The 578-nt window shown below is 40.8% G+C and carries 1 protein-coding gene; it reads right to left on the bottom strand.

Going from position 1 to position 578, the window contains the following annotated elements:
* Positions 1-578: metal ABC transporter solute-binding protein, Zn/Mn family (locus ACFOU2_RS16150; protein ID WP_377916867.1), on the bottom strand; the 578-nt coding region annotated here is incomplete at both ends.

The raw sequence follows: 578 nt of genomic DNA, 5'->3' as shown, positions 1-578 counted from the left end.
CAATCGCTTTTTTCGGTACACTTGATTCCACAAACACGGCTTTAATTTTCTTTTCAACTAAATAATCACGAAGCTTGCTTACATCTTTTGAACCGTATTCGGAAGCTGTGCTTAATCCTTGGAGGCCCATTACTTCAATATCGTAAGCATCCCCAAAATAGCCGAATGCATCATGTGCCGTCACAAGAACGCGTCTTTCTTTTGGAATCGTCGCAATCTGCCCTCTTACATATGTGTCCAATTCTTCAAGTTTAGCAATATATTCTTGCGCATTTTGTTTGTAATCATCCGCATTCTTTGGATCTTGTTCGATTAACACATCGCGAATGGTTTCCGTGGCCGCAATCCAATGCCGGACATTGAACCAAACGTGCGGATCATGTATTCCATCGCCTGCTGTTCGCAATTCCTCCTCTTTAATATCACGTGTAACAGCAATAACAGGCTTTTGTTTTTCCATCTTCTCGAAAATTTCACCCATTTTACCTTCTAAGTGCAAGCCATTATATAAAATGAGTTCCGCTTCATCCAATTTCTTCATATCACCTTGGGATGCTTTGTATAAATGCGGATCCACC

This window comes from Bacillus songklensis (genome assembly GCF_042649685.1).
Taxonomy (GTDB): domain Bacteria; phylum Bacillota; class Bacilli; order Bacillales; family Bacillaceae_H; genus Bacillus_BA; species Bacillus_BA songklensis.
The sequence above is the reverse complement of the archived record's forward strand: the minus strand, read 5'-3'. Positions and strand labels throughout refer to the sequence as shown.